The organism is Streptomyces sp. BA2 (genome assembly GCF_009769735.1).
Classification (GTDB): Bacteria; Actinomycetota; Actinomycetes; order Streptomycetales; family Streptomycetaceae; genus Streptomyces.
On sequence record NZ_WSRO01000002.1, the window covers coordinates 2,930,583 to 2,949,286 of the forward strand.

At 71.1% G+C, this 18,704-nt stretch carries 18 protein-coding genes; 9 read left to right on the top strand and 9 right to left on the bottom strand.

Annotation, left to right across the window (positions count from 1 at the left end; genetic code table 11):
* Nucleotides 1-78: 78 nt before the first annotated feature.
* A complete protein-coding gene (locus tag E5671_RS15905; RefSeq protein ID WP_160504635.1) occupies nt 79-1,050 on the bottom strand; it encodes a helix-turn-helix transcriptional regulator in 972 nt (323 codons plus the stop codon).
* Nucleotides 1,051-1,098: 48 nt separating this feature from the next.
* Nucleotides 1,099-2,043, bottom strand: coding sequence for an SDR family oxidoreductase (locus tag E5671_RS15910; RefSeq protein WP_160504636.1), 945 nt, complete (start codon nt 2,041-2,043; stop codon nt 1,099-1,101).
* 133 nt (nt 2,044-2,176) lie between these two features.
* Here E5671_RS15910 and E5671_RS15915 point away from each other — a divergent pair, with 133 nt between their 5' ends.
* Nucleotides 2,177-2,701: a DUF4240 domain-containing protein gene (locus tag E5671_RS15915; protein WP_160510210.1), complete on the top strand. Its 525-nt coding sequence runs from the start codon at nt 2,177-2,179 to the stop codon at nt 2,699-2,701.
* Between the two features lie 38 nt (nt 2,702-2,739).
* Here the strand turns inward: E5671_RS15915 and E5671_RS15920 are convergent, their stop codons facing one another.
* The 3 genes from E5671_RS15920 to E5671_RS15930 all read right to left on the bottom strand — a co-directional run bounded on the left by E5671_RS15920 (nt 2,740) and on the right by E5671_RS15930 (nt 5,454).
* Nucleotides 2,740-3,606: a peptidoglycan recognition protein family protein gene (locus E5671_RS15920; RefSeq protein ID WP_160504637.1), complete on the bottom strand. Its 867-nt coding sequence runs from the start codon at nt 3,604-3,606 to the stop codon at nt 2,740-2,742.
* A 115-nt stretch (nt 3,607-3,721) separates the two neighbouring features.
* A complete protein-coding gene (locus tag E5671_RS15925; protein WP_160504638.1) occupies nt 3,722-4,654 on the bottom strand; it encodes an SDR family NAD(P)-dependent oxidoreductase in 933 nt (310 codons plus the stop codon).
* A 14-nt stretch (nt 4,655-4,668) separates the two neighbouring features.
* On the bottom strand, nt 4,669-5,454 hold the full coding sequence (locus E5671_RS15930; protein ID WP_160504639.1) for an SDR family NAD(P)-dependent oxidoreductase: 786 nt from the start codon (nt 5,452-5,454) through the stop codon (nt 4,669-4,671).
* Nucleotides 5,455-5,626: 172 nt separating this feature from the next.
* Between E5671_RS15930 and E5671_RS15935 the strand changes: the two genes are divergently transcribed.
* The gene (locus tag E5671_RS15935; RefSeq protein ID WP_160510211.1) at nt 5,627-6,286 is read left to right on the top strand and encodes a TetR family transcriptional regulator; all 660 of its coding nucleotides are present in this window, start codon (nt 5,627-5,629) and stop codon (nt 6,284-6,286) included.
* 27 nt (nt 6,287-6,313) lie between these two features.
* Here E5671_RS15935 and E5671_RS15940 read toward each other — a convergent pair whose 3' ends face one another.
* Together E5671_RS15940 and E5671_RS15945 are read right to left on the bottom strand one after the other, a co-directional pair.
* Entirely contained in the window at nt 6,314-7,447 is a 1,134-nt protein-coding gene (locus E5671_RS15940) for a PP2C family protein-serine/threonine phosphatase (protein WP_160504640.1), read from the bottom strand.
* Between the two features lie 117 nt (nt 7,448-7,564).
* Nucleotides 7,565-8,053 (bottom strand): GNAT family N-acetyltransferase, encoded by a 489-nt coding sequence (locus E5671_RS15945; RefSeq protein WP_202121137.1) that lies wholly within the window; start codon nt 8,051-8,053, stop codon nt 7,565-7,567.
* Between the two features lie 62 nt (nt 8,054-8,115).
* Here E5671_RS15945 and E5671_RS15950 point away from each other — a divergent pair, with 62 nt between their 5' ends.
* The 3 genes from E5671_RS15950 to E5671_RS15960 all read left to right on the top strand — a co-directional run bounded on the left by E5671_RS15950 (nt 8,116) and on the right by E5671_RS15960 (nt 13,014).
* Complete coding sequence (locus E5671_RS15950) at nt 8,116-9,051, top strand: TIGR01777 family oxidoreductase (RefSeq protein WP_160504642.1); 936 nt, start codon at nt 8,116-8,118, stop codon at nt 9,049-9,051.
* 217 nt (nt 9,052-9,268) lie between these two features.
* Nucleotides 9,269-10,609, top strand: coding sequence for an FAD-dependent oxidoreductase (locus E5671_RS15955; RefSeq protein WP_160504643.1), 1,341 nt, complete (start codon nt 9,269-9,271; stop codon nt 10,607-10,609).
* A gap of 278 nt (nt 10,610-10,887) precedes the next feature.
* Nucleotides 10,888-13,014 (top strand): family 20 glycosylhydrolase, encoded by a 2,127-nt coding sequence (locus E5671_RS15960; protein ID WP_237330172.1) that lies wholly within the window; start codon nt 10,888-10,890, stop codon nt 13,012-13,014.
* Nucleotides 13,015-13,117: 103 nt separating this feature from the next.
* Here E5671_RS15960 and E5671_RS15965 read toward each other — a convergent pair whose 3' ends face one another.
* Nucleotides 13,118-14,563 (bottom strand): regulator, encoded by a 1,446-nt coding sequence (locus E5671_RS15965; protein WP_160504645.1) that lies wholly within the window; start codon nt 14,561-14,563, stop codon nt 13,118-13,120.
* A 231-nt stretch (nt 14,564-14,794) separates the two neighbouring features.
* Between E5671_RS15965 and lipB the strand changes: the two genes are divergently transcribed.
* From lipB to E5671_RS15985, 4 genes are all read left to right on the top strand, one after another.
* Complete coding sequence (lipB, locus tag E5671_RS15970) at nt 14,795-15,631, top strand: lipoyl(octanoyl) transferase LipB (RefSeq protein ID WP_160504646.1); 837 nt, start codon at nt 14,795-14,797, stop codon at nt 15,629-15,631.
* 117 nt (nt 15,632-15,748) lie between these two features.
* Complete coding sequence (locus E5671_RS15975) at nt 15,749-16,714, top strand: lipoyl synthase (protein WP_160504647.1); 966 nt, start codon at nt 15,749-15,751, stop codon at nt 16,712-16,714.
* A gap of 261 nt (nt 16,715-16,975) precedes the next feature.
* Complete coding sequence (locus E5671_RS15980) at nt 16,976-17,179, top strand: SCO2195 family GlnR-regulated protein (protein ID WP_160504648.1); 204 nt, start codon at nt 16,976-16,978, stop codon at nt 17,177-17,179.
* Nucleotides 17,180-17,209: 30 nt separating this feature from the next.
* The gene (locus E5671_RS15985) at nt 17,210-17,914 is read left to right on the top strand and encodes a DUF4191 domain-containing protein (protein ID WP_160504649.1); all 705 of its coding nucleotides are present in this window, start codon (nt 17,210-17,212) and stop codon (nt 17,912-17,914) included.
* 123 nt (nt 17,915-18,037) lie between these two features.
* Here E5671_RS15985 and E5671_RS15990 read toward each other — a convergent pair whose 3' ends face one another.
* Nucleotides 18,038-18,505: an RDD family protein gene (locus E5671_RS15990; RefSeq protein ID WP_160504650.1), complete on the bottom strand. Its 468-nt coding sequence runs from the start codon at nt 18,503-18,505 to the stop codon at nt 18,038-18,040.
* Between the last annotated feature and the right edge of the window lie 199 nt (nt 18,506-18,704).

Below are 18,704 nucleotides of genomic sequence, written 5' to 3' on the forward strand. Positions count from 1 at the left end.
CGGGGGCCCGTTCCCGTGTGCGGGTGCGTTTGTGGGCCCGCCGCTTCGCGGCGGATTCTTTCCCGCCCGCCCACCCGATTACCCGTAGCGGTTCGCCATTTGTTGGGCCGCTTCCGCGAAGCGTTTCCTCAGAGCCGCCGGGGCTAGGACCTCCACCTCCGGCCCCAGGGACATGAGCTGGGTGTACGCCACCATCTCGTTCTCCACGGGGAGGGTCAGCGTCACCCAGCCCTCCTCGTCCGGGGCGCTCGCTGTTTCCAGTGCTTCCCGCGTGGACGCGGAATCCGTGGCGTACGGAAGCTGTCGTACGCCCGCCTCGGAGAGCCGGAGCACGACCTCGGAGCGCAGGATCGCCCGCGCGAACTGCTCGGCCCGTTCCTCCCAGAAGCCCGGCAGGTCGAATTCCTCGTCGCGTACGAAGCGGTCCTCACCGGCAGCGATCGCGGTGAACCGGTCGATGCGGTAGACCCGGAACGAACCCGTGTCGGGCACCCGCGCGCACAGATACCAGACCCCGGCCTTGAGCACGAGGCCGTAGGGCTCCAACTCCCGTTCCACCTCGGCGTCCTGGCGCCGGTAGCGGGCGGTGACGCGCCGGTCGTCCCACACCGCGTCCGCCAGCGGGGGCAGCAGTTCGGGCGCCGGTGTCTCCTTGAACCAGCCCGGCGCGTCCAGATGGAACCGCTGCGAGGCGTTCTGCGAAGCGTCCCGGAGGGAAGGCATCAGCGCCGCCGACACCTTCAGGCGGGCCGCCGATGCCGCGTCCTCCAGGCCCATCTCCCGCAGCGCGCCCGGCACTCCGGAGAGGAACAGGGCCTCCGCCTCGCTGCGTCCGAGGCCGGTGAGACGGGTGCGGTAGCCGCCGATGAGGCGGTAGCCGCCGGCCCGCCCCCGGTCCGCGTACACCGGGACGCCCGCCTCCGAAAGGGCCTGGGCGTCCCGCGTGATGGTCCGCTCGGACACTTCGAGCTCACCCGCGAGCTCGGCGGCGGTCATGGAGGGGCGGGCCTGGAGCAGAAGCACCATCTTGATGAGGCGTGCAGCGCGCATGCCCCCATGATGCCGTCAGCCGGAGGGCATCCACGCGATCCCGGGCGACTAGCGGTAACCGGTGACGTCCGCCTCCTTGCTCTCCTGGTCGACCTCTGTGATGTAGCGCCAGGCGTCGGGCGCCGAGCCGTCGACGTCCGTGAAGCCGTATTCCTTGGCGAGACCTCCGCTGGAGAGCGACGTGCCGTTCCAGCGGGCCACTTCGGGGTCGGCGGCGAGCGCGACCAGGGCCCGGCCGACGAAGGTCGGGGTCTCGGAGATCGCGAAGTGCGGGTTCTGCTTGCGGCCGTCGAGCCAGTTCTCCTCGGTCACCTTGAAGTGGGTGTCGAGCATCGCCTCGGAGCGCAGCCAGCCGGGGGTCAGGCAGAGGGCCGTGCAGCCGTACTCCTCGAGTTCCTCGGCGAGGCCGAACGCCATCCGCAGCGGGGCCGCCTTGGCGAGGTCGTAGTAGAAGGGCTTGCGGTAGTTGGGGCCGTTGTACTCCTCTGTCCCGTCGGTGACCTCGACGACCAGGCCGCCGGGGTTCCTGACGAGCAGCGGCAGCGCGTACCGGCTGGTGACGACGTGGGTCTCGATGCCGAGGCGCATCAGGCGCAGCCCCTTGCCGAGATCGTGCTCCCACATCTTCTTGTCCCACTCGACGTGGACGTCGCCGCCCCAGATGTCGTTCACCAGGATGTCCAGACGGCCCTGCTCACGGTCGATCCGGTCGACGAGTGCCTCGACCTGCTCGGGCTCCAGATGATCGGTGGGTACGGCGATCCCGGTGCCGGGTCCGTCCGCCTCCCGGCCCGCGGCGGTGATCAGCTCCGCGGTCTCCTCGATGGTCTCCGCGGTGCGGCCGACCTCGCTGGTGTGCTCGCGGGTCGTGCGCCCCGTCGCGTACACGGTGGCTCCGGCGCGGCCGAGCTCCACGGCCATGGCCCGGCCCGCGCCGCGGGTGGCACCGGCGACGAGAGCGATCTTTCCGGTCAGTGACTGCGTGTTGTCCATGTCTTCGAGGCTGTCACCCAATGCCGACACCTGCTGTCGGGTTTTCCACGGGCATGTGCACGCATAACGACACAGTCGCATCCGCCGCACTCCACGTGCGTACCCACTCCCCAGGACCGATGCTTGTCCCGTGATGGACGAGACGGAGTTCTGGGAGATCGTGGACCGCACCCGCGTGGCCGCCGAGGGCGACCCCGAGGACCACGCCGACCTGCTCACCGAGAAGCTCCTTGAGCTTGAGCCGGACATGGTGCTCGACTTCGCCCGTCACTTCGAGGCGCGCTACAACCGCGCGTACCGCTGGGATCTGTGGGGAGCTTCCTGGGTCCTCCTCGGCGGCGCCAGTGACGACGCCTTCGACTACTTCCGCTGCTGGCTGATCGGCCAGGGGCGCGAGGTCTTCGAGGGAGCCCTGCACGACCCGGACTCCCTCGCGGATCTCCTCGACGACTTCGACGAGGACATCGACGGTGACGGCGAGGAGCTCGGCTACGCCGCGGACGAGGCGTACGAGCAGCTCACCGGCGTCGTCACCCCCGACCTCGGCATCGCTCCCGCCCCTACGGAGCCACAGGGGACGCCGCTCGACTTCGAGAACGAAGCGGCGATGGCCCAGCGCTATCCGAAACTGTGGGAACGCTTCGGCGAGGTCGACTGAGGTGCGAGGGCCCGAGGGCTCCCGGGGGTCCTGCCTGCTCACCGGTTCTGCAACCGTGCGGCCGTCTCCCTGATCGCGGGGAGAGCGGCCGTCAGCGCCGCTCCCGGGCAGGACGTGGAGTAACCGTCGTTGTGCCCGGACACCGAGCTGAACAGCACCCTCGCCCCCGCCGGGTACTTGCTGAGGCTGTTCGAGGAGACCAGCCGCACCGTGGAACGCGGGTCCACGTCCGAAAGGCCGAGCTTCCACGCGACCAGCGCCGCCACGGCATCGGTCATCGCCCGGGGAACAGGACTCCCCGCCGTGAACGTCCCGATCGCCGCGATCCCCACCGACCCCTGGTTGAAGCCCTGTGTGTGCGCCCCGACGACGGCCCTCTCGATGCCGCCTGCACGCCCCTCGTAGACGGTCCCGCACCGGTCGACGAGGAAGTTGTAACCGATGTCGTCCCACTGCCTCCCCCCGGTCTGACCGGCGTACAGATAGCGGATGGTGCGCGGGGCGTCGGCGCAGTCGTAGCTGTTCGGTGTGTCCGTGTGGTGCACGAACACCGCCTGGACCCGGTCGGCGTACCGGGCGGGCGGCGGCTCCCGCACCGCACCTGCCAGCCACTCGGCGCGCGGCACCACGTGAGGCTGCGCCGCCGGATGCTCCACCGCCCTGCGCACCGGCGCCGCGGCCGCCGGCATCACGGAGTGCCGCCCGGTCACGCCTGCCCGCTCCCCGAGCCCGGCGAACGCCACCGGACCGTCACTCGCCTGCCCCGACGCCCCCGACACCCCTGGCCCCACGAACAACGCACACAACAGCAGAAGCCCCACGGCAGCGGCCCCCGGCACGCAACCCAGCACCGCGCGCACCACCGGCGGCACGCGCGCCGCGGACACCCCACGGAAGACACGCATGGTCCGACTCTCCGGCCCACCCGCTCCCCCCGCGATCCACGCTCCGCCATCCGAATGAACCTGCCCCTGCCCCGGCCCGATCTCGCGCCGACCTCGGCCCGGTCTCGCGCCGCGCTCAGACCCCGCCCAGGTCAAGTCCCGGATTCGTCCGGGAAAGGATCATGTCCGTGCGCGGCTGGAGTGCCGCGTCGATCATCTCGGGCTGCGGAGTGATCCAGTAACGGCCCTCGGCGGCCTGCTCGAAGACACGGCGGGCGTGCTCCGCAGGCGTGATGCCCTGGGTGTCGGCGCGCTCCTGGAGCTGTTCGTCGAACCCCGCTATCTCGGGCGGTGTGCCGCCCCCCGGCCGCGCGGCCTTGAATATCTCGCTCTTGACCGAGTCCGGCAGCACGACGGAGACCCGCACCGGCGCCTGCTTCATCTGCATTTCGTAGGCGAGGGATTCGGTGAGCGCGAGCGTCCCGAACTTGGTGACGCTGTACGGCGCCATCAGCGGGCTCGGCAGCAGTCCGCCGACCGAGGACACATTGAGCACCCAGCTCTGCGTGGACTGCTCGAGCAGGCGCGGCACGAAGGAGCGTATGCCGTTCACACAGCCGCCGATGTTGATCCGCAGGGCGGCGTCCCAGCGCTCGGCGGGGATCTCCCAGGAGTAGCCCATCGCCATGATCCCCGCGTTGTTGATCAGCATGTCGACCGCGCCGAAGCGGTCGTACGCGCGGTCCGCGAGGGCGTCGACGGAGGCCGGCTCCGACACGTCCGTCACGACCGACTCGACCTCGGCTCCGGAGGCGCGCAGCTCTTCGGCCAGGCCCGCGAGGCGCTCGGCGGCTATGTCGGCCAGGACGAGCCGCATGCCGAGGTCCGCCGCATGCCGGGCGAGGCCGGACCCGATACCGGCGGACGCACCGGTGATGACGACGACCTTGCCCGCGAAGGTCTCGCACGCGAGGGGCTGGCCCACGAAGGGCTGGCCCGCATAGGGCAGGCCTGCGTACGGCTCGCCTGCGTAGGGCCCGCCTGCGTACGGCCCGCCTGCGTCGCTCATGTTTCTCTCCTCCGTCAGAAGTGGGTGCCGCCGTCGACCCGGACCTCGGTGCCGGTGATGAACTTGCCGTCCTCCGAGCCGAGCAGGGCGACGACCGAGGCCACGGATTCCGGTCCCGCGAAGCCCTGGCCGATGGCCGGGGCCAGCTTCATGAACAGGCTCATGTCGGCGTCCTCGGGCAGCCCGGGGCCCACGCTCTGCTTGCTGGCGCCGCTGCCGTCGGTCATGCCGCTGGATATGGAGCCGGGCTGAACGGAGTTGAAGCGGATTCCCTGCTTGCCGTACTCACTGGCCAGCGCGTGCGTCATGGACTGGACGCCGCCCTTGCTCGCCGCGTACGCCGCCATGTACGGGTGGGCGAACATCGCTGATGTGGAGCTGAAGTTGATGACGGCCGCGTCCTCGCCGTCGAGCAGCGCCGGGATCGCTTCGCGGGTCACCAGGAACGTGCCCACCAGGTTGATCTGGATGACGCGGTTGAAGGAATCCAGGCTGGTCTTGTGCGTGTGCGAGGAGCGGAGCACGCCCGCCGCGTTCACCAGCACGTCAAGGCCGCCGAGTGCGGTGACGGCGGCGGCGACGCCCTCGCGCACCGAAGTCTCGTCCGCGATGTCCACCACGAGGGTGGTGAGGCGGTCGGCCGCGGCGCCCGCCTTCTCGGAGGTGTCCGTCAGGCCCGCCTCGCTGACGTCGGCGGCCACGACGCTGCCGCCCTCGTCGAGGATCCGCAGGACGGTGGCCTGCCCGATGCCCGAGCCACCGCCGGTGACGAGTGCGCGACGGCCTGCGTAGCGGTTCATGAAATGCCTCCGATCAACTCCGGGCTCCCGGATCCGTCCATGGACCCGGCCTTTCCCGATCTGATTTCAATGTACGCCCCTCTGGCACGTTTTGCCATGCCGACAATTCATGTATCAGGGTGAGAATCGCGCGTAGGCTGCGAGGGTGAGCACACACCCGTCGCAGCCATCGATGCCCTCGCAGTCACCGCAGTCACCGCACCCGTCGCTGACCGAGCGCCGCAAAGCGGCCACGCAGCTCGACATCGCCCGCGCCGCGGCCGAGCTCTTCGCCGAGCGCGGCCCGGACGGCACCACGGCCGAGGAGATCGCGGGCCGGGCCGGAGTGGCGCTGCGCACCTTCTACCGGTACTTCCGCAACAAGCAGGACGCGGTCGCCCCGCTGCTCGCGGGAGGCGCCGCCGAGTGGCGGGCCCACCTGGCGGATCTCGACCCGGCCGCCGGGATGCCCACTGCCCTGGAGCGGTCCATCGCAGACGCGCTGACCGCGGCGGACGACCGCGCGGCCGAGTCCTTGGAGTGGACCCGCGGCCTGCTGCGCGCCGCGCAGGGCGACCCGGCGCTGCGCGCCGTCTGGTACCGCGTGAACCAGGAGTCCGAGGAGCAGCTCGTGCCCGTGCTCGCCCGCCTGGCCGGGGACGACGCCGACGAACTGGACGTACGCCTCGCGGCCGCGGCCGCCACGGACGCCATCCGCCTGGCCCTGGAGTCCTGGGCCGCCACGGACGCGCCCACCGAGGGGCCCGGCTCCCCCGCCGTCCTCGCGGTGCGCTGCCTGCGCGAACTGACGGGTGGGCTGCGGCTCCTGGCCGCCAGGCAGGGCGATGCCTGAGGCCGGGCGCCCCGAGCGGCGCCCGGGCTACGGCTCCGGATCCAGCGGCGCGTCCGGCCCCAGCTCCAGCGAGAACGCCAGCAGGGCCACGTCGTCCCCGACCCCGCCGGAGAACCGCACCAGGTCCCTCCAGACCGCGGACGTCAGCGCCGCCGGATCGTCGCGCAGGTCGGCGCTGAGCACCGCAAGACGCTCGGCCAGCGGGTAGAAGGCGCCGGACCCGTCCCGCGCCTCGGTCACCCCGTCGGTCACCACGAGCAGCCGGTCGCCGGGCTTCAGGCCCACGGTCACCTCTTCGGGCGGTGCGACACCCGCGATTCCCAGGCCGAGCGGAGCCCCCGGTGCCACGGCGAGCTCCTCGACGGCCCCGCCGCGCAGCAGCAGCGGGGGCGGATGGCCGCAGGAGACGATCCGCAGCTCTGGGGCGTCGACCCGGAATTCGAGGAGCACGGCGGTGGCGAAGAGTTCGGCGTGTTCGGCCTCTTCGGAGTCGACCACCAGGCGCCGGTCGAGCCGGGCGGCGACCCCCTCCAGGTCGGGCTTGTCGAGCACCGCCTCCCGGAAGGCGCCGAGCAGCGCGGCGACCGTGCCGACGGCAGCCAGGCCGTGCCCTTGCACGTCGCCGACCAGCGCCCGTACGCCACTGGGGACCTTGCGCACGTCGAAGAGATCACCGCCGACCAGCGTTCCGCCCTGTGCCGCGCGGTAGAGGCCCGCGCAGCGCACCGGGCCCACGCGCTCCGGCAGTGGCGGCAGGACGGCGAACTGGGCGGCCTCCGCGACGGTGCGGACGGTGACGAGCTGGGCGTCGCGCCGGCTGCGTACCCAGGCGAACATGATGCTCAGGAGCGCCACGAAGGCGACCGTCAGCACATCGCTGTCCCCGGGGCGGCCGAGCCCGAAGCCGGGCACATAGAGCAACAGCACCACGGTGCCGCCGAAGAGCGCCGTGATCGAGGCGCCGTACGACAGGGCGGCCAGCGGTGGCACGGCGGCGAGCAGGAAGCTGAGGTCGACCGCCTCCGGAGTGGCCAGTTGGATGACGCAGATGACGACCAGGAGCACGGGCGGAGGCCAGCGCACCCAGGGGGGTGGCGGCGCGCCGCGCAGCCAGCCGGGTTCCTCCCTGTCACGCCGGCTGGCAGCAGCGACCCTGAACATCGGTTCGCTCCTTCCGGTCGGCCTCCCCACGCTCCTACGCGCGCGTGCCCGCCGCACGCCGGGCCGGTCCGTCGGGTGGCGAACCCCGGGCGGGGGTGATGTGAGGCCCCCGGAGTGTCAGAGCACGCGCCCCATCAGCACGTCGTCCACGTACGACCCGTCGAGGAAGAACTCGCCCGGCAGCACCCCCTCGACCACGAAGCCCTCGGACGCGTAGAGCGTCCGGGCCGGAGTGTTGTGGCCGAGCACCCGCAGCGTGATGCGCCGCGCGCCCTGGCGGCGGGCCTCCTCCACCGCGGCCCTGACGAGACCCCGGCCCACTCCCCTGCCGCGCACCTCGTCGGCGACGGCGAAGCCCAGGATCTGGCGCACGTGGGCGTTGGCGAGCAGGGAGGTGGGATAACCGAGCCGTATGTAGCCGACGACCACGCCGCGCAGCTCGGCGACCAAGTGGTCGTGAGGCCCGAAGCGTTCACTGAAGAACGGCGGGTACGGAGGCTGCGGAGCCGGTTGCACCGCGTGCAGGGTGGACCAGGTGGCGCGGTCGATGCGGCCGAGGGCTTCTTCGTCGTCCGGCAGGGCGGTACGTATGTGCGTGTCCGGCATGGGCGTCACTGTACGACGGCCGCCTGACGCCTCTCGCCGCCTTTCCGGGGCAGGATGGCTTCATGGAGCCCACCGAGTCCGAGCAGCCCGCCCCCTCGTCACGGCTGTCGCGTATCGCAGTGGCCGGTGCGTCCGGCCTCATCGGAACAGCGCTGACACGCGCCCTCACCGACGACGGTCGCGAGGTGGTGCGGCTGGTGCGTCGGGCACCTCGTACGAAGTACGAGGTGCGATGGGATCCCAAAGGGGGGTACGTCGACACGGCGGGGCTCGCGGGCTGCGACGCGCTGGTCAACCTGGCGGGAGCCGGGATCGGCGACCGCCGCTGGACGGCCGCCTACAAGCAGGAGATCCGCGACAGCAGGGTGCTCGGCACCGCGACGCTCGCCGAGGCGGCGGCCTCGCTGGACGAGCCGCCCCGGGTGTTCCTGTGCGCGAGTGCGATCGGCTACTACGGAGACACCGGTCAGCGCGCGGTGGACGAAAGCGCGCCCTCCGGAGAGGGCTTCCTGCCGTCCCTGTGCGTGGAGTGGGAGGGCGCGGCCGCCGCGGCGCACGCGGCGGGCATCCGCACGGTCTTCTCGCGCAACGGCCTCGTGGTGGCGCGCGAAGGCGGGGCCTGGCAGCGGATGTTCCCGCTCTTCAAGGCGGGGCTCGGCGGGCGCCTCGGCGATGGCCGGCAGTACTGGAGCTACATCTCGCTGCACGACGCTGTGGCCGCGCTGCGGCACCTGCTCGACACGGAGTCGCTTGCGGGCCCGGTCAATCTGACGGCGCCCGACCCCCTGACCAACCGCGAGATCACGGCCGCGATGGGCCGGGTGCTGCACCGTCCCACGCTCTTCACGGCGCCCAAGCCCGCGCTGCGCGTCGTGCTCGGAGAGATGGCAGGTGACGTGCTCGGCAGCCAGCGGGTCCTGCCGACCCGGCTCCTGGAGTCGGGCTTCTCGTTCGCGTTCCCGGGCATCGAGGAGACGATCCGCGCGGCGTTGCGGTAGTAGGTCTGCGGCAGACGGCACTCCGGTGGGGGCGGCACGCCTCGGGATCGTGTTCTTCGCTTCTGCGATCGCGTGCGACCGGCGTGCGACCGTGCTCGGTCGATGCGCGACTGCCCCTGACCGTTCGTGCTCCTACCCTCATGCGGAACTCGGTGATTCCGGAGCCCTGTTGAGGGCATGACGTCCCCAGCAGCCGCGCAACCTCGGGGAGGGGCACGTGCTAGAGCCTGCGCACCATGCGGATGTCGTCATCGTGGGAGCCGGGGTCGCGGGACTGTCGGCCGCCCACCAGCTGACCAGGGCCGGTGTAACGACCGTCGTCCTGGAAGCCGCCCCTTACGTCGGCGGGCGCATGTCGACGGAGAAGGTCGACGGGTTCCGGCTCGACAGGATCGGGCAGCTGCTCACCACGTCGTACCCCGAGTTGCGCCACACACCCGGCCTCGACGCACTCGTACTGCGGCCCTTCGTACCCGGCGTCCTGGTACACAGCGACGGCCGGCACCACCGAGCCGTCGAGCCCACGAGCGCCCGGCGCGCAAGGGGCGCACTCACCGCCGCGCGCGCCCTCGCAAGCGCCCCCAGGGGTTCACGAACGGCACGGACCGCGCCCCGCACCGCCCCCATCGGCGGCGCACTCGACCAGGCCCGCCTCGGCACGGCACTCGCCAGGCTCGCGGCGACGGACCCGAAGCGCCTCCTCTCGCGCCCCGAACTCCCCGCGTCGGAAGCCCTCTTCGCCCGCGGCCTGCCCGCACGCACCGTCACCGGCTTCCTGCGCCCGCTGCTCTCGGCGCTCCTGTGCGACCCGGACCTGACGACATCGAGCCGGTGCGCCGACCTCGCCCTGCACTCCTTCGCGCGCGGCCGCCTGTGCCTGCCCGAGGGCGGCGCCGAAGTACTGCCCGAGCTCCTGTCGGCCGCGCTGCCCCCGGGGACGGTCCGCACCGGCGTACGCGTCACCGCCGTATCCACGACCTCCGTCACGACCGCTGAACACGGCGAAATGAGCTGCCGCGCCGCCCTGTTGGCCACCGACGCACGCGCCGCCGCCGAACTGCTGCCCGGCTTGCGCGTGCCGTCCTTCCACCAGGTGACGGTGCTGCACCACGCGGCGCCCGAGGCGCCGCTCGCCGAGCCCGCGCTGCTGCTCGACGCCGACCGTTCGGGCCCGGTCGCGCACACGGCCGTGATCAGCCGCGTCGACCCGTCGCGCGCGCCCGCGGGCCGGGCGCTCGTCTCGTCGACGGTCCTCGGGCCGCCGCCTGACGAGCGGGCCGTCCTCGCCCATCTCGCCGATCTGTACGGCACATCGACCGCCCGCTGGGAATCCCTCGCCGTCCACCACACCCGCCAGGCGGTGCCCGCGATGCCGCCGCCGCACGATCTGCGCCGCCCGGTGCGGCTGCTCTCGGGGCTCTACGTGTGCGGGGACCACCGGGACACCAGCACGGTGCAGGGCGCCCTGCACTCGGGCCGCCGCGCGGCGCGGGCCGCACTCGCGGACTTCGGCGTGGACCCCGCGTACGGGACGGGGCAGCTGCCGGTGGCGGCCTGAATCCCTACCGGCACCGATCGCCCACCCCGGGGCCGATCCATCCGACCTATCAGCCACACCCCCTGGAAGCCCTCGCGCCCCCACGCGAGGGCTTCCCCCTTCCCGCGCCCCCTCTTCGTACGACCCACCGAACCTCACACGCCCCCGCAACTCCCCTTGCCACACAGGTACCCCACGGCTACGGTCCCCACCGGATCGCCAAGTCGCGGGAGGCTCACGTGCGTCGCACCATCCCGGTGATATCGCTCATCCTCGGCCTATTCATGGGAGGTCTATCGTTGCCGACCGCCGCAGCAAGCACAGAAGTCGAAGTCGAAGTACCCTCCGTCGTCCCTCGCCCCACCGACTGGACCGCACTCGACGGCCGCACGAAGCTCACCGAGCGCACCCGCATCCTCATCGACCCGCGCGCCGGATCCACCACCGCGCTGCCCTCGGGCCGCAGTGAATTCCCGGGCCCCGCACACCAGTCCGTACGCAAGCTCGCCCACCAGCTGCGTACGGAGATCAAGCAAGTCACCGGCATCACGCCCCGGATCGGCAGCGGCCGTCCCGCCGACGGCGACATCACGCTCGGCCTCACCGCCAAGGGGAACCTCGGCGCCGAGGGCTACGCCTTCGACAGCGCGGGGCCGATCCGCATCGAAGCCGCGTCCACCCACGGCCTCTACTACGGCACTCGCACGCTCCTCCAGCTCCTGCGCTCCACGGCCGACGACCACCGCGCCGTCCCCCGCGCCCGCTCCACCGACCGCCCCGCTCAGGCGATCCGCATGGTCCACCTCGACGCGGGACGCAAGTACTGGAAGATCTCCTACCTGGAGAACCTGATCCGCAGGATGGGCGACCAGAAGCTCAACACCCTCTTCCTGCACCTCTCCGAATCCGAGGGCTTCCGCCTGAACAGCCCGAAGTTCCCGGGCCTCGCCGACCCGGACCACAGCTACAGCCGAGCCGACATCGAGCGTCTGAAGGCCTTCGCGGCCCGCCATCACGTCCAGCTGATGCCCGGCCTCGAACTCCCCGGCCACGCCACCGTGATCAGCGAGACCTTCGGCATCGGCTTCGGGTCCGGCGCCGGCGCGTGCACGGGCGAGCACACGCACTCGCACCTCACGCCCGACTGGATCATCGACATGACCAGCGAGAAGGCGGTCGCGAAGTCGAAGGAGATCGTGGACGAGTTCGCGGGCTGGTTCGACGCGCCCCTGTTCTCGATCGGCGCGGAGGAGGTCCCCGGACAGCTCGCCCGGTGCCCGCGCGTGAAGAACCACCTGGCGAGCGAGCCCGACGTGGCCACGCTCGGCGACCTTCTCAACCGCTACATCAACACCCTTGACGACGTGGTCACTTCGCACGGCAAGCGCACGGCCGTATACAACGGCTCCGAGCACCTCGACGCGCCGCAACAGAAGGTCCACGCCCCGGTCGTCTTCCTCACCTGGGAAGGCACGGGCGCCGAGCCCGAGATCCCCGGCCACGACGAGATCGCCATCGGCCCGTTCTACGACACCCCGAACAACTACCACCACCTGTATCCGGACGAGCCCTGGATGTACGACAGCTGGACGCCGAACACCGACCCCGACATGCTCGGCTCCGGGGTCACCAACTGGGCCGACTACAACTTCTGGGCCGACGACGGCTACTTCGAACAGCACATGGCGGCCCCCCGCGCGATCCTCGCCGACCGCGCCTGGAACAAGTCCGCGACCCCGGATGCCCTCGCAGACTTCAAGGCCCGCACCGCCCGCATCGGCGATCCTCCCGGCACGACGCCCGCGCCGGTGCCGCCCCGCGTGGAGGGGCGGCCGAGCCACCACTGGACGTTCGACGACGCCTCCTACCCCAGCGGCTGGACGTACGCGGGCAGTCCCGGCAACACGATCTTCGCCGAGGACGTGGCGGGCGGCCTCCCCGGCACCTCGTACATCATCAACAACCCCACGCCGGTGGAGGGCGTGAGTGGCCAGGCATGGCGCTTCGACTCCGACCGGGACGGCGTGGGCTTCGGCGGTCTCGACGTCACCGAGCCGTGGACCGTGTCGGTGCAGGTCCGCCCGACGGCCCGAACCGGGGACCAGGTGCTTCTCAGTTCCAAGGCGGGCGCCCTGAAGCTGATGCAGCACGGCACCGGGAAGGTCGGCTTCACGCGGTACGGCACGGCCGACTTCAGCTTCGACTACACGGTGCCGCTCGACCGCTGGACGCGACTGACGTGGGTGACGGCTCCGGGGCACACCACCCTGTACGCCGACGGTCAGTGGGTCGGGTCCGTCGCGGCGTCGATCCCGCTGCCGCTGCGGTCCATCGGGACGGAGAAGGCGAGCCTGCGGGGCGACCTCGACGAACTCACCACGTGGGACGAGGCGTTGTCCCCCGAGAAGGTCGCACGGCTGCGCTGAGCCCCGGTCGAGCGCATGTGTAAGGGGTGGGTGTGTAAGGGGCGGGGCTGCGCAGCCCCGCCCCTTACACACCGCCTCGGAGGTCAGCCCACCGCCTCGGAGGTCAGCCCAACGCCGCCACCCGGTCGCGATACCCCCGCACCGCCGCCGCGTCGCGGTACGGCTCGAGCCGCCGCTCGAAGTCGCGTACGTACTCAACCGCCCGCACCGACCGCATCTCACCCGCCGCCTGCGCCGCCTCGGCGCCCAGCTGGCAGGCCTGCTCCAGCTCGCCGAGGCCCAGGCGCGACGTGGCGAGCACGATCCGGCAGAACAGCCGGCTGCGGGCGTACCCGGGGGCGCGCAGCTGGAGCGAGCGCTCCGCGTGCTGGGCGGCGACGCGGTACTGCTGGAGGTCCCGGTGGCAGTGCCCGAACTCGTCCGCGAGCTGCGCCTCGTCGAAGAACCGTGCCCAGTAAGGGACTTCGTCCCCCGGCCGCGCCGTCTCCAGGGCGCGCTCGGCCCGCACCATCGACGCCGTGCACGCCCGCACCTCGCCGAGCACACCGTGCCCGCGCGCCTCGACCGAGTGCAGCAGGGCCTGTACGACGGGCGGCGCCGATGACCCGACGCCCTGCTGGGCCACCCGCGCGAGCTGTACGGCCTCTCTGCCGTGCCCGAGGTACACGGCCTGGCGGCTCATGGTGACCAGGACGTACGAGCCGTACGCGCGGTCGCCCGCCGCCTGCGAGAGCCGCAGCGCCTGGACGTAGTAGCGCTGGGCGAGGCCGTGCGCCGCGATGTCGTACGAGGTCCAGCCCGCGAGCCGGGTCAGGTCGGCGGCGGCCGCGAAGAGCCGCCGCCCGGCCTGTTCGCCGTACGACCCCCGCAGCATCGGCTCGGCCTCGTGCTCCAGGTAGCGCACGAGTGCCTGCCGGGCGTGCCCGCCGCCGTACGCGTGGTCGAGCGCCCGGAAGAGTTCGCCGACGGAGCGCAGGGCCGAGATGTCGCCGCTGGTCACCTTCGCCCCGACGCCGCGCTCGGGCTCCTTGCGCTGGCGCGGTATGGCGGGCCGGCCCTGCGTGGGTACGCGGGCGCCGCTCGACGCGTAGTCGCCGCGGCTCACCCTGTCGTCGGCGCGGCCGATCAGCCAGTCTCTGCTGGGGACGACGAGGCCCGCCGGGGTGAACGCGATCTTCCGAAGCTCGGCGTGGCTCCCGGAGTCCTTGCGCCAGAGCCCGCCGACGATGTCGATCGCCTCCTCCGGGCTCGCCGCGAACTCGAGCCCGGCGTACACCGGAGCGCACGCGTCGAGCCCGAGATCCTGCGCGGAGAGGCGGCGGCCTAACCGCCGGGTGAAGACCTCGGCGATGAGGGCGGGGGTGGTGCCGCGCGGCTGCTGCCCGCGCAGCCAGCGGGTCACCGATGTCTTGTCGTACCGCAGATCGAGACCGTGCTCGAGGCCCAGCTGATCGACGCGGCGCGCGAGCCCCGCATTGGAGAACCCGGCTTCTGAGATGAGCGCGGCTAGCTGGCGGTTGGGCGTGCGCTGCGGAGGTCGTTCCGTCATCAGCTGTGCGGTCTCCTGCCTTTCGGGCGTTGCCTTGAGCAGCCCTTATGGCTCTGTGAACGGCGTGAATGTAGCGGCCCGCACCGCCCTCCCAGCGGCCTTCGACCCGCATTCATCCGATCGTGTGAGGATTGACCGGACGACTGACGAGGATCCGCTGCCCGTACAGTGGCTGGGGCGCGATATGTGCACGGTGCAGGTTCTGGTGCAGGTTCTAGGGAGGCACTTGCCGTGAGTGAGTTTCAGTTCGTCCGACTTGGCTTCGGCCCGGATTCGGTCGAGTACCAGGAGGCCTGGGACGAGCAGCGCCGCGTGCACGCCGCCCGCTTCGCCGACGAACTCCCGGACACGTGTCTGCTGCTTGAGCACCTGCCGGTCTACACCGCGGGCCGCCGCACCGAGGACAGTGAGCGCCCGCTGGACGGCACCCCCGTCGTCGACGTGGACCGCGGCGGCAAGATCACCTGGCACGGCCCCGGACAGCTCGTGGGCTACCCGATCCAGAAGCTGCCGCGCCCGGTGGACGTCGTAGCACATGTGCGCCGTCTGGAAGAGGCGCTTATCCGTACGTGTGCGGAATTCGGCCTGGAGACGTCCCGCGTCGAGGGCCGCAGTGGCGTATGGGTCCTGGGTGACCCGGTGGAGCGGCGTCCGGCGCTCGGTGGCCTGACCCTGGACTTCGATCCCCGGACGCAGGACGACGAGTTCGACGCCCGGTTCAACGGCCCGGAGTACGCCCCGTCCAACGCGGGCCAGCGCCGCGAGGACCGCAAGATCGCGGCCATCGGCATCCGCGTCGCCAAGGGCGTGACGATGCACGGCTTCGCGCTGAACGTGAACCCGGACAACACCTGGTTCGACAAGATCATCCCGTGCGGCATCCGCGACGCGGGCGTGACGTCGCTCTCGTACGAACTGGGCCGCGAGGTCACGATCGCCGACGTCCTGCCCGTCGCCGAGAAGCACCTGCGGGACGTCCTGGAGAACGCGGAACTCAAGCCGCGGGCCGTGGAGAAGACGGCCGCGGAGACGGTTGAGCAGCCGCAGGCGGAGAAGGCGACCGCCTAGAGATCCGGGGCTTGGGGGAATGCACCCCACGGGCCAGAGGTTGGCCGAACGTAAGCCCCACGACATCACGGGCGTACCCTGGTGTGCGCCGAAGAATCGAAGCTACAGGGAGCCGATGTGTCCGCAGTCGCACCCGACGGACGCAAGATGCTGCGCCTTGAGGTCCGGAACGCCCAGACCCCGATCGAGCGCAAGCCCGAGTGGATCAAGACCCGGGCGAAAATGGGCCCCGAGTACACGAAGATGCAGAACCTCGTGAAGAGCGAGGGCCTGCACACGGTCTGCCAGGAGGCGGGCTGTCCCAACATCTACGAGTGCTGGGAAGACCGCGAGGCCACCTTCCTCATCGGCGGTGACCAGTGCACCCGGCGCTGCGACTTCTGCCAGATCGACACGGGCAAGCCGCAGGCACTCGACCGCGACGAGCCGCGGCGCGTCGGTGAGTCCGTCGTCACGATGGACCTGAACTACGCCACGATCACCGGCGTCGCCCGCGACGACCTGGACGACGGCGGCGCCTGGCTGTACGCGGAGACCGTGCGCCAGATCCACGCGATGACGGCGGAGCGCGCGGAGGGCAAGACCAAGGTCGAGCTGCTCATCCCCGATTTCAACGCCGACCCCGACCAGCTGGCCGAGGTCTTCTCCTCGCGCCCCGAGGTCCTCGGGCACAACGTGGAGACGGTGCCGCGCATCTTCAAGCGGATCCGCCCCGGCTTCCGTTTCGAGCGCTCGCTCGAGGTCATCACCCGCGCCCGCGAGGCCGGTCTTGTCACCAAGTCGAACCTCATCCTCGGCATGGGCGAGGAGCGCGAGGAGATCAGCGAGGCGCTGCACGCGCTGCACGACGCGGGCTGCGAGCTCATCACGATCACGCAGTACCTGCGCCCGACGCCGCGCCACCACCCCGTGGAGCGCTGGGCCAAGCCGCAGGAGTTCGTGGAGCTGAAGGAGGAGGCCGAGGAGATCGGCTTCTCCGGCGTCATGTCCGGTCCGCTGGTCCGCTCCTCGTACCGTGCCGGGCGTCTCTACCAGATGGCGATCGAGAAGCGCGGGGCGTACGTCGCCTCGCAGGCGGTCTGATCCCTCCCCGGAGAGCCCGACCGGGAGCCGACTGTGTGAATCGGCGCACAAGCGACTACTGACGAGTAGTGGCCGAGATGACGCGGCCTCTACGGTCCCCGCAGGTGAGGGGGACCGTAGAGGCCGCGTCAATGTTTTGCGGGCCGGCGTCAAGGCTTCATCCGTGTTTGACCGGTCGGTCACGCCCTGGTAACACCAATCAGTGACCCTGGAATTACCCCACGTACAGCCCTACCCATAGCCGCTCAGGAGGGCCCCACCATGCAGGCCGCGCCCGTACGCGCCACCGCCATCCCGTCCGTCACCGACGCACTGCGCGCCGTCGAGTCGCTTCTCATGAGCAGCGGCCAGCGCACCGCTCGCCGCAACGCCTGGACGTCCGTGCTCGACGACCGGCGTCGCGCCAAGGACCGGGCCGAGGCGCTGCGCGTGCTCGAAGAGGCGATGACAACCCGCACGTCGTAGTCACCTCCAGGGACACGTAGACTTCACGACATGGCGAGGAAGGAAACCGCGGCGGACGCCGCGAACCCCGGGCGACTCAAGCAGATCGCTCAGACCTACAAGATGACCCGCAGGGCCGATCCGCGGATCGGTCTCATCATCGCGGCTGTGGGAATCGTCACCTTTGGTGTCTTCCTCGCGATCGGCTTCTTGATCGGTCACCCGATCTATCTCGGCATTCTCGGCTTCGTGCTCGCCTTCCTCGCGATGGCGATCGTCTTCGGGCGCAGGGCCGAGCGTGCCGCCTTCGGGCAGATGGAGGGCCAGCCCGGTGCGGCGGCCGCGGTGCTCGACAAGATCGGCCGCGGCTGGACGACGACTCCGGCGGTGGCGATGAACCGCAGCCAGGACGTCGTGCACCGCACGGTCGGCAAGGCCGGCATCGTGCTCGTGGCCGAGGGCAACCCGAACCGGGTGAAGAGCCTGCTGGCCGCCGAGAAGAGGCGGATGGCGCGCGTCGTCTCGGACGTCCCCGTGCATGACGTCATCGTCGGCACCGGCGAGGGCCAGGTCCCGCTGAAGAAGCTGCGTACGACGCTTCTGAAGCTGCCCCGCGTCCTCCAGGGCCCGCAGGTCACGACGACGAACGACCGGCTGCGCGCGATGGGCGACCTGATGAGCAACATGCCGCTGCCGAAGGGCCCGATGCCGAAGGGTGCGGGACGCGGTCGCACGCCGCGCATGCCGCGGGGCTGAGTTCCTACGCCGAGCGTTCCTACGCCGAGCGAACTTTTCTACGTGGATGAAGGCCCCGGAACCGATCGGTTCCGGGGCCTTCGTCGTCGTACTTCACCGTCGGACTTCGTCGTCGTGCAGGATTCAGATCCGCACCTGGACGGCGCGGCCGAGGCGGTCGTGGAGGCCGCGGCCGTCGCGGTCCCAGATCAGGGCCGGGACGGCGACGCAGAGCAGCACGCTGCGGATGAGGACACGGCCGATGCCGAGCCGCCCGCCGCCCTCGGCGACGACGCGGAGCCTGAAGAGGGCCTTGCCGGGGGTGCAGCCGACCGTGCCGACCGTCAGGACGGTCATGACGAAGAAGATGCCGAGGGCCCAGTTGCCCATCGCCTGCTGGTCACCGCGAGCGAACAGGCCGTATGCGATGAGCATGCACAGGGCCCAGTCGACGGCGATGGCGCCCATGCGCCGCCCGGGCCGTGCGATCGAACCCGGCCCCTCCTCGGGCAGCCCGAGCTGCTCGCCCCGGTACCCGAAGTCGACGCCCGCTTCCTCTGCCGCCGCACGAGGGCCGGAGAGCCACGATCCGATTGCTTGCCTGTTGTCCACCCGTCCACGGTACTGCGCCCGATTTCGTACGAGGACGGGCGGGGTAGGGCGAATGACACCTGACTCGAACCCGGCTCGGTTAACTTCGGCGAAACAAATGGGTCATGCTTGAGAAATCCCCCGTCCCTATGGTCGGGTCCCAGCGTGTGCCACCGCACTGGCCGCACAACGAGCTGCAACCCCGTCCCCGCCTGGGAGT